General features: G+C 61.3%; 8 protein-coding genes and 1 tRNA gene. 4 read left to right on the top strand and 5 right to left on the bottom strand.

Annotation, left to right across the window (positions count from 1 at the left end; translation table 11 throughout):
- Positions 1–62: 62 nt before the first annotated feature.
- The 4 genes from ACODTO_RS29120 to rluD form a co-directional block, all read right to left on the bottom strand.
- Positions 63–138 (bottom strand) — tRNA-Asn (locus ACODTO_RS29120).
- Positions 139–448: 310 nt separating this feature from the next.
- Complete coding sequence (gene clpB, locus ACODTO_RS29115) at positions 449–3,013, bottom strand: ATP-dependent chaperone ClpB (RefSeq protein WP_175386705.1); 2,565 nt, start codon at positions 3,011–3,013, stop codon at positions 449–451.
- A 448-nt stretch (positions 3,014–3,461) separates the two neighbouring features.
- The gene (pgeF, locus tag ACODTO_RS29110) at positions 3,462–4,187 is read right to left on the bottom strand and encodes a peptidoglycan editing factor PgeF (protein ID WP_175386708.1); all 726 of its coding nucleotides are present in this window, start codon (positions 4,185–4,187) and stop codon (positions 3,462–3,464) included.
- Complete coding sequence (gene rluD, locus ACODTO_RS29105) at positions 4,184–5,146, bottom strand: 23S rRNA pseudouridine(1911/1915/1917) synthase RluD (protein ID WP_139649807.1); 963 nt, start codon at positions 5,144–5,146, stop codon at positions 4,184–4,186. Before rluD ends, pgeF begins: the two co-directional genes overlap by 4 nt.
- 150 nt (positions 5,147–5,296) lie before the next feature.
- Here rluD and ACODTO_RS29100 point away from each other — a divergent pair, with 150 nt between their 5' ends.
- The 4 genes from ACODTO_RS29100 (at position 5,297) to ACODTO_RS29085 (ending at position 9,587) form a co-directional block, all read left to right on the top strand.
- The gene (locus ACODTO_RS29100; RefSeq protein ID WP_139649809.1) at positions 5,297–6,313 is read left to right on the top strand and encodes an outer membrane protein assembly factor BamD; all 1,017 of its coding nucleotides are present in this window, start codon (positions 5,297–5,299) and stop codon (positions 6,311–6,313) included.
- Positions 6,314–6,437: 124 nt separating this feature from the next.
- Entirely contained in the window at positions 6,438–6,671 is a 234-nt protein-coding gene (locus tag ACODTO_RS29095; RefSeq protein ID WP_139649811.1) for a PP0621 family protein, read from the top strand.
- On the top strand, positions 6,661–8,247 hold the full coding sequence (locus ACODTO_RS29090) for a two-component system sensor histidine kinase NtrB (RefSeq protein ID WP_489107452.1): 1,587 nt from the start codon (positions 6,661–6,663) through the stop codon (positions 8,245–8,247). Before ACODTO_RS29095 ends, ACODTO_RS29090 begins: the two co-directional genes overlap by 11 nt.
- Positions 8,244–9,587, top strand: a complete 1,344-nt coding sequence (locus ACODTO_RS29085) for a sigma-54-dependent transcriptional regulator (RefSeq protein WP_139649815.1) — start codon at positions 8,244–8,246, stop codon at positions 9,585–9,587. The genes ACODTO_RS29090 and ACODTO_RS29085 overlap by 4 nt, the downstream gene beginning before the upstream one ends.
- A gap of 192 nt (positions 9,588–9,779) precedes the next feature.
- Here the strand turns inward: ACODTO_RS29085 and ACODTO_RS29080 are convergent, their stop codons facing one another.
- Positions 9,780–10,145: a DUF6124 family protein gene (locus tag ACODTO_RS29080; RefSeq protein WP_265075354.1), complete on the bottom strand. Its 366-nt coding sequence runs from the start codon at positions 10,143–10,145 to the stop codon at positions 9,780–9,782.
- Positions 10,146–10,453: the final 308 nt, after the last annotated feature.

Here is a 10,453-nt window from a genome sequence, read left to right as displayed (position 1 = left end):
ACTCCTGACATCCTGCTCCCAAAGCAGGCGCGCTACCGGACTGCGCTATACCCCGATTGAAATGGCTCCGTGACCAGGACTCGAACCTGGGACCCAATGATTAACAGTCATTTGCTCTACCGACTGAGCTATCACGGAACTGATATTTCAAGTTGCAACCTTGAAGCTTGATTGAAGCCAGCTTCAACCTCTTCTACCCGTCTGCATCGCTGCGTTCGTGTGTCTGAGGCGCGCTATTCTACAATCTTAAAAACCTCTGTCAACCCCTTAAATTGCTTTCAAGACAATGATTTGCAACTTATTTCGGATTCCTTCTCAGGGAGAAGTAACCCTTGGGGGTGACTGACTGCGGGGCGCACTTTACAAGCCTTTTCCTTTGAGTTCAACGGCCTGATGAAAAAAATGGCCTCGCAATGCGAGGCCATTCGGTCAACAGCGGTGCAGCCGGTCAGTTGAAGACGATTTCGTCGTTTTCCACCGTTCCGGTTACGGTTTCGCCCGGCATGAAGCGACCCGACAGGATCAACTGTGCCAATGGGTTTTCGATCCAGCGCTGGATGGCCCGTTTCAATGGTCGTGCCCCATAGACCGGGTCGTAACCCACGGCAATCAACTTATCCAGGGCCTCGTCACTCAGTTGCAGCTTCAGCTCGCGCTCGGTGAGGCGGCTGCGCAGGCGACCCAGCTGGATTTCGGTGATGCCGGCAATCTGATCACGGGCCAGTGGTTCGAAAATCACTACCTCGTCGACCCGGTTGATGAACTCCGGCCGGAAGTGGGTAGAAATCGCGTCCATCACCGCCGCCCGTTGCGCCTCGCGATCCCCCACCAGTTCCTGGATCTGCGCCGACCCCAGGTTGGAGGTCATCACGATCACCGTGTTGCGGAAATCCACCGTGCGCCCGTGGCTGTCGGTCAGACGACCGTCCTCCAGCACTTGCAGCAGAATGTTGAACACATCCGGATGGGCTTTCTCGACCTCATCGAGCAGGATCACCGAGTACGGCTTGCGTCGCACGGCTTCGGTCAGGTAACCGCCCTCTTCATAGCCGACATAACCCGGCGGTGCGCCGATCAGCCGGGCCACGGAGTGTTTCTCCATGAATTCGGACATGTCGATGCGCACCATCGCCTCCTCGGTATCGAAGAGGAACTCGGCCAACGCCTTGCACAGCTCGGTTTTACCGACACCGGTCGGGCCGAGGAACATGAACGAACCACTTGGCCGGTTCGGGTCCGACAACCCGGCACGGGACCGCCGCACGGCATTGGCGACCGCGACGACCGCTTCGTCCTGGCCGATCACGCGCTGGTGCAGCAGGCTTTCCATCTTCAGCAGCTTGTCGCGCTCGCCTTCGAGCATCTTCGACACTGGAATACCGGTCCACTTGGAGACCACCTCGGCGATTTCCTCCTCGGTGACCTTGCTGCGCAGCAACTGGTTTTCACTTTTGCCGTGCTGGTCGACCATCTGCAGGCTGCGCTCCAGATCCGGGATGACCCCGTATTGCAGCTCGGCCATGCGGTTGAGGTCGCCCTTGCGACGGGCCGCTTCCAGTTCCTGGCGGGACTGTTCGATTTTCTGTTGAATCTGCGCCGAACCCTGGACTTCGGCCTTTTCCGAATTCCAGATTTCCTCGAGATCGGAATACTCGCGCTCGTGGCGAACGATTTCTTCCTGCAATCTCTCCAGGCGTTTCTTCGCCGCTTCGTCGCTTTCTTTCTTCAGGGCCTGGGATTCGACCTTGAGCTGGATCAGGCGCCGCTCCAGGCGATCCAGCACTTCCGGCTTGGAGTCGATCTCCATGCGGATACGGCTGGCAGCCTCGTCGATCAAGTCGATGGCCTTGTCCGGCAACTGGCGGTCAGTGATGTAGCGGTGGCTGAGCTTGGCCGCCGCGATGATCGCGCCATCGGTGATCGCCACTTTGTGGTGAACTTCATAGCGCTCCTTGAGACCACGCAGGATAGCGATGGTGTCCTCTTCGCTCGGCTCGTCCACCAGCACTTTCTGGAAGCGCCGTTCAAGGGCCGCGTCCTTCTCTATGTACTGGCGGTACTCGTTGAGCGTGGTCGCGCCGACGCAATGCAACTCGCCACGGGCCAGCGCGGGCTTGAGCATGTTGCCGGCGTCCATCGAGCCTTCGCCCTTGCCGGCGCCGACCATGGTGTGCAACTCGTCGATGAACAGAATGATCTGCCCTTCCTGCTTCGACAGCTCATTGAGCAGGGCCTTGAGCCGCTCTTCGAACTCGCCACGGTACTTGGCACCGGCGATCAGCGCCCCCATGTCCAGGGACAGCAGGCGCTTGCCCTTGAGGCCGTCCGGTACTTCACCATTGATGATCCGTTGGGCCAGGCCCTCGGCAATGGCGGTCTTGCCCACGCCTGGCTCACCGATCAGCACCGGGTTGTTCTTGGTGCGGCGTTGCAGCACCTGGATCGTCCGGCGGATCTCGTCATCGCGGCCGATCACCGGGTCAAGCTTGCCTTCCTCGGCACGCTTGGTCAGGTCGACGGTGTATTTATCCAGCGCCTGACGGGACTCCTCGTGGTTGGCGTCGTTGACGGCTTCGCCCCCACGCAGGTTATTGATGGCATTTTCCAGGGCCTTCTTGCTCACGCCCTGGCCGAGCAGCAATTTACCCAGCTTGCTGTTCTCGTCCATGGCGGCGAGTAGCACCAGCTCGCTGGAAATGAACTGGTCGCCCTTCTGCTGGGCCAGGCGATCGGCCTGGTTGAGCAGCCGCGCCAGGTCCTGGGACATGTTCACGTCACCGGTCGGATTCTGGATCTTGGGCAACTGGTCGAGTTCTTTCGCCAGCTCTTTTCGCAGGCTGTTGACGTCAAAGCCTACCTGCATCAGCAGGGGCTTGATCGAGCCACCCTGCTGCTCGAGCATGGCCTGCATCAGATGCGCCGGTTCGATGGCAGGATGGTCCAGGCCGACGGCCAGGGACTGGGCATCGGACAGCGCCAATTGCAATTTGCTGGTTAAACGGTCAATACGCATAAGGTCACCTTCCTTTTGAGCAGGCCGGACCGAAAAACATCCTGAATGAAGAAACCTGCCAGATACCGTTATAGATGTGGACGATTCTGGAAGATTCAAGCAGGTATCTGTTGATACAGATCAGTCAAATGAGGGGCTGTGGAAGCGAGCCGGCTCGCGGTAGCGGTGTGCCAATCAGTTAAAGGTTAGCTGACATGCCGCTTTCGCGGGCAAGGTCGCTCCCACAGTAGATTTGCGGTGTATGCAATCTTATGGAAAGCGCCGGACCGGTGGGAGCCGAGCTTGCTCGCGATAGCGGTGGCACACCTGACATGGATGCAAGCTACACGACGCCATCGCGAGCAGGCTCGCTCCCACAGGGGTCTGCGGTGTATGGAGTATTTGTGCACGGAGCGGGAATTGTGGGAGCGCGCCTGCTCGCGATGGCGGCGGCATATCCGGCAGCCTTCTACTGTTCGATCCAGACGAGGGAGGCGAAGCGACCGGTGCGCGGGCTGCGACGGTAGGAAAAGAAGCGTGGATCGGTCACGGTGCACAGCCCGCCGCCGTAGACCGCCGAGACACCCCGCGCGGCCAGCCGCAGGCGCGCCAGCGCATAGATGTCGGCCAGGAACTTGCCGGCGTTGTGGCTCGGCACAAAGGCTTGTACCGCCTGGGGCAGTTGCGCGATGAACGCCTCACGCACTTCCGGTCCGACTTCAAAGGCTTGCGGGCCAATGGCCGGGCCGAGCCAGGCGAGAATCTCATCCGCTGGCGTTGCCAGGCTGTCCAGGGTGGCTTCCAGTACGCCGTTCGCCAACCCGCGCCAACCGGCATGGGCGGCCGCGACGCGCGTACCGGCGCGGTTACAGAACAGCACGGGCAGGCAGTCCGCGGTCATCGCCGTGCAGGCGATACCCGGCGTGGCGGTCCAGCTGGCATCGGCGGTCGCGACCTGGGTCGGATCGGCCTCGACCACGGCAATCCCATGGACCTGCTGCAACCAGGCCGGACGGATGGCGAATGGGTCGGTGAGCCGTCGACGGTTCTCAGTGACGGCCGTTGGGTCATCATCGACATGGTCGCCGAGGTTGAGGCTGTCGAACGGCGCCACGCTGACGCCGCCCGCACGGGTGGTGACGCAGGCCTTGACCCAGGCTGGCGCGGGCCAGTCGGGTATCAGCCAGTCATTCATCCGACGAATGCCTCGCGGTCCTGCTTGAGCAACGTCAGCAGCCAGACGAAGTCATCCGGCAACGGCGATTCCCAGCTCATGCGCTTACCGGTGGTCGGATGATCCAGTTCCAGGAAACGCGCATGCAGCGCCTGACGCGGGAAGTGCTTCAGGGACTCGACCATGGTCACGCTGGCGGCCGGCGGGATGCGGAAGCGGCCGCCATAAGCCGGATCGCCCACCAACGGGAAGTTGATGTGGGCCATGTGCACGCGGATCTGGTGGGTACGACCGGTTTCCAGCTTGACCCGCACGTGGGTGTGGGAGCGGAAGCGTTCAAGCACGCGGTAGTGACTGACCGCCGGCTTGCCGCCCTCCATCACCGCCATGCGCTGGCGCTGCTGACCGTGACGACCGATGGGAGCGTTGATCTTGCCGCCAGCGGTCACTACGCCGATCACGATGCATTCATAGATGCGGCTGACACTGCGGCTTTGCAGTTGTGCGACCAACTGGGTCTGCGCCTGGATGGTCTTGGCCACCACCATCAGACCGGTGGTGTCCTTGTCGAGACGATGCACGATACCGGCCCGGGGCACATTGACGATATCCGGCACGTGGTGCAGCAAGGCATTGAGCAGGGTGCCGTCGGCGTGACCGGCGGCCGGATGCACCACCAGGCCCGCAGGCTTGTTGATCACCAGGATGTCGTCATCTTCATAAACGATGTCCAGGGCAATGTCCTGGGCTACCCATTCGCCCTGGGCTTCCTGCTCTGCCGTCAGCTCGAGGATGGCACCGCCATGGACGATGTCGCGCGGGCGGATGACCGCCCCATCCACCGTCAGGCGGCCGTCCTTGATCCAGGCGGAAAGGCGCGAGCGCGAATGCTCGGTGAAGAGTTGGGCGGCGACTTGATCGAGGCGTTGGCCGCCCAATTCGGACGGCACCTCTGCGCGAAGTTCTATTTTATCGGACATGCTCGGACTGGGCGTCGGCACAGCCTTTGGTTTCGGCTGCGCGCTTGTGGTTAAATACGGCGTCTTTTGCCCCGAGGCTTTCAACGGGGCGCTCATCATAACAGGACGGCCCCGCCCAAGACAGCGGCCGTCATAGGGACGCAAGCCGCCATGCAAGTGAAACACCTGCTGCTGATCGCCATCCTCGCATTGACTGCTGCTTGCTCGTCGAAGGAAGTCGTAGACGAAAACCTGAGCGAAGTCGAACTGTACCAACAGGCGCAGAAGGACTTGGACAACAACAGCTACACCAGCGCCACCGCCAAGCTCAAGGCCCTGGAGTCGCGGTATCCGTTCGGTCGCTACGCCGACCAGGCCCAGTTGGAGCTGATCTACGCCAACTACAAGAACGCCGAGCCCGAAGCTGCCAAATCTGCCGCCGAACGCTTCATTCGCCTGCATCCACAGCACCCGAACGTCGATTACGCCTATTACCTCAAGGGCCTGACGTCTTTCGACCAGGACGTCGGCCTGCTAGCGCGCTTCCTGCCGCTGGACATGACCAAGCGTGACCCGGGCGCCGCACGCGACTCGTACAACGAGTTCGCCCAACTGACCAGCCGCTTCCCCAACAGCCGCTACTCGCCGGATGCCAAGCAGCGCATGATCTACCTGCGCAACCTGCTGGCTTCCTACGAAATCCACGTGGCCGACTACTACCTGACCCGTCAGGCCTACGTCGCCGCCGCCAACCGTGGTCGCTACGTGGTGGAAAACTTCCAGGAAACCCCTTCGGTCGGCGACGGCCTGGCGGTGATGACCGAGGCGTACCAACGCCTGCACCTGGACGAACTGGCAGCCAGCAGCCTGGAAACCCTGAAACTGAATTACCCGGACCACCCTTCCCTGGTCGACGGCCAGTTCACCCCCCGCGTTGCAGAAGCCGACAACCGTTCATGGCTGAGCAAGGCGACCCTGGGCCTGATCGAATCCCGTCCGCCACTGCCACCGGGCGAAACCCGCGCCAACCAGGACGTACAGCGTCAGTTCCAGGATGCCAAGGAAGCCATTCCGAACGAGCTCAAGCCAAAGGATGAAAATGGCGATGTGATTGAAGAACCGGAGGCTGAGAACAACTCCAGCGACCGCTCCTGGTTCAGCTACATGACCTTCGGCCTGTTCGACTGAGCACAGGGCATTCACAAAAGGGAGACCCGACGGTCTCCCTTTTTTATGCCTGGATCCTATTGAACTGTGCGCCGCCCCAGTCCTTGGCTAAACTGCCTCATCTCTCGCCAGAAAGCCGCCCATCATGCTTCGTCTAATCATCTTGTTCGCCGTCGTTGCCTCCGCCATATGGATCTTTCGCAACGTGAAGCCCAAGGCGTCCGCGACGCGATCATCCCGGGAACAGGATGCCCCGCCCATGGTTCGCTGCGCCCACTGTGGCGTGCACCTGCCGCGTGACCGGGCACTCCCTCTCCAACAACAGTGGTACTGCAGCCAGGCTCACCTCGAGCAAGGCCCGGGCCCTCGTGATCGCTGAGGCTTCCCCTCGCGTCAGACAGACGCAGCGCCTGCTGCGTCTCTATCACCTGTACCGCTTGAGCATCGGCATCACCCTGGTGCTGCTGATCTCCAGCAACATGGACAACCGCCTGCTGGAGTTCGCCAACGACGACCTGCTGCGCAGTGGCAGCTGGTTGTACCTGGTGCTGAACATCCTGCTGGTGGTGTTCCTTGAAAACACCCGAAGCCCCGCCCGGCTGTTTGGCCTGGCCCTGACCGATGTGTTGCTGCTGTCATGGCTGTTCTTCGCGGCAGGCGGTGCTCCCAGCGCCATTGGCAATCTGCTCATTGTTTCGGTGGCCATTGGCAACACGCTGCTGCGCGGCCGAGTCGGCCTGTTGATCGCTGCCGTCGCCACGATCGGCATAGTGGGGTCGAGTTTCTTCCTTGGCCTGCACGACTCGAACTCTCCCGGCAGTTATTTGCAGGCCGGTACCCTGGGAGCGCTATGCTTCGCCGCTGCGCTGCTGGTACAAGGCCTGACCCGGCGACTGGAAGCCAGCGAAACCTTGGCCGAGCAGCGGGCCAGCGAGGTGACCAGCCTCGAAACCCTCAATGCGTTGATCCTGCAGCGCATGCGCACCGGCATCCTGGTGCTCGATCGTCAACGCCGGGTGCAACTGGCCAACGAAAGCGCCTTGAACCTGTTGGGCATGCACGACCTGGTCGGCCAGCCAATCGATGACTACTCCGCCGCCCTCGTCGACAGCTTGAAAGTGTGGCTGAACAATCCCAGCCTGCGCCCACCAACCCTGGCCATCCCCGGCACGGGCCTGACCCTGCAACCGAACTTCATCGCCCTGGGGCACAACGAACAGCATCAGATCCTGGTGTTTCTCGAAGACCTGGCCCAGGTGGCCCAGCACGCCCAGCAACTGAAACTCGCCTCACTCGGGCGCCTCACCGCCGGCATCGCCCATGAAATCCGCAATCCCCTGGGGGCCATCAGCCATGCGGCGCAATTACTGCGCGAGTCCGAGGAACTGAACGACTCGGATCGACGTCTGACACAGATTATTCAAGATCACTCCCAACGAATGAACCGCGTCATCGAAAACGTCCTGCAGTTGTCCCGTCGCCAGCAAACCACGCCCCAGCGCCTGGACCTGCGCACCTGGCTCGACCAGTTCGTCCAACAGGCCCGCGAAAGCATGGCCGCGCACCAGCAATTGCATCTGAGCATCGCCCCGGGCGACTACACCACGCTCATGGACCCCGATCAATTGACCCAGGTGCTCGACAACCTGCTGCGCAACGCCTGGCGCCACAGTGCCCAGGCCCATGAACGGGCCGAGGCCTGGCTGGAACTGTTCGTCGATCCCCATAGCCATCTCCCCACGCTGGACATCATCGACAACGGCCCCGGCGTGACACCGGACCAGCAGGCGCACCTGTTCGAACCCTTTTTCACCACCAGCAGCCAGGGCACCGGCCTTGGGCTCTATCTGTCCCGTGAGCTGTGCGAAAGCAATCAGGCCCGCCTAGACTTCAAACCACGCCAAGGCGGCGGCTGCTTTCGCATCACTTTTGCTCACGGACGGAAACAGATTTGAATACACGCTCACGGCAACGGATCCTGATCGTCGACGACGAACCGGACATCCGCGAACTCCTGGACATCACCCTGGGCAGGATGAAACTCGACACCCGTAGCGCCAGGAATCTTGCCGAGGCCCAGTCTCTGTTGGCGGAAGAGGCGTTCGACCTGTGCCTGACCGACATGCGCCTGCCCGACGGTACCGGCCTGGAACTGGTGCAGCACATCCAACAGCGCTTCCCGCAACTGCCGGTGGCGATGATCACCGCCTACGGCAGCCTGGAAACCGCCATCGACGCCCTCAAGGCCGGGGCTTTTGACTTTCTGACCAAACCGGTCGACCTGGGTCGGCTACGAGAACTGGTCACCAGCGCCCTGCGCCTGCCACCGGCCACCGCCCCGACCACCATCGAACGCTGCCTGCTGGGCGACTCCCCGCCAATGCGCAGCGTGCGCAAACAGATCGAAAAGCTGGCCCGCAGCCAGGCGCCGGTGTACATCAGCGGGGAGTCGGGCTGTGGCAAGGAACTGGTGGCACGGCTGATCCACGAACAAGGCCCCCGTTCCAGTCGGGGTTTTGTGCCGGTCAACTGCGGGGCCATCCCGACAGAGCTGATGGAAAGTGAGTTTTTCGGCCATCGAAAAGGCAGCTTCAGCGGTGCCATCGAGGACAAGCCCGGTCTGTTCCAGGCCGCCCACGGTGGCACCCTGTTCCTCGATGAAGTGGCTGACCTGCCCCTGGCGATGCAGGTCAAGCTGCTGCGAGCGATCCAGGAAAAGGCCGTGCGCGCCGTTGGTGGTCAGCAGGAGGAAGTGGTGGATGTCCGCATCCTCTGCGCGACCCATAAGGACCTGGACGCCGAAGTGGCCGCCGGGCGCTTTCGCCAGGACCTGTACTACCGCCTGAACGTCATCGAACTCCGCGTCCCGCCCCTTCGCGAGCGCCGCGAAGACATCGAGCCGCTGGCCATCCACATGCTCCAGCGCCTGGCGGCCAGCACCGGCAACCCCGCCGCCAGAATCCATCCCCAAGCCCTCGAGGCCCTTCGAAACTACCGCTTCCCCGGCAACGTACGAGAGCTGGAAAACATGCTCGAACGGGCCTACACCCTCTGCGAACACCAACAGATCGAAGCCGACGACCTGCGCCTGGCCGAAGGCAATGGCATCACCGATACCGCCAACCCCGATTTGATGCGAGTCGACAACCTGGAAGACTATCTGGAAGACGTCGAACGCAAGGTCATCCTCCAGGCCTTGGAAGAAACCCGCTGGAACCGCACCGCCGCAGCGCAGCGATTGAAGCTGTCATTTCGGTCAATGCGGTATCGGTTGAAGAAATTGGGGTTGGATTGAGGGAGCCACCACCAATGGCTCGGCTCAGACCGTCCCTGTGGCGAGGGGATTCATCCCCGCTGGGCTGCGTAGCGGCCCTAAGACAGTCGATACAATCTGCCCGATACACCGAGGTGCAAGGATTCAGGGCTGCTACGCAGCCCAGCGGGGATAAATCCCCTCGCCACAACCGCCAGTTCTATTGATCAGTTCCTAATCCGCCGTCACCGGCACCCGCTCATCCAACACCCGATTGGCCAGCAATTCGCTCAGCTCGATCAGCTGCTGCACACCCAAAGCGACATGCCGACGCGAACCATCAAGCTCGAAGGCCAGGTCGCTGAGCGTCGCGTTGGCGGATGCCAGGGTTTCGCTCAGGTTGGCGAGGAGGCATTCGGCGTCTATGCCTTCCATGACGGTGAATAACTGGCTTGAGGCTGGTTTCTTTTTGACTTCAGGTGGAGGGGCCAGGTAATAGTCGAGGGCGCGCTTGGCGGCTTCATCGAGCTTTTCTGGGTTAAGGCTGGACCGGGGAGAAGCGTTATGGGTTTCTGAACGTGATTGAGACTTGTCACTCATTGCGGTACTCCAGCAAGAAAATGGATTACCAAGTTTTAGACAGGCCGCGACGCCCGGACGCTGAATTGGCAGCGACCGAAAGAGGTTAACGATAAGCCTTCCCACCCGACAACCGCCAAAGCTCGTCGGAAAAATCAGCTTCAGCTTGGATGTTGTCCGACCATTCCCACAAATCTCGAACGGCTGTCAGCTCGCTCACAACAACTCTGCGGCAACCTGTTATTTCTCAGCCAACGCCAATCCCCGTGGGAGCGAGCCTGCTCGCGATAGCGGTGGGTCAGTTTGAATACATGTTGAATGTCCGACGC

Source organism: Pseudomonas sp. FG13 (assembly GCF_057809755.1).
This window is presented reverse-complemented; position numbering and strand designations above follow the sequence as displayed.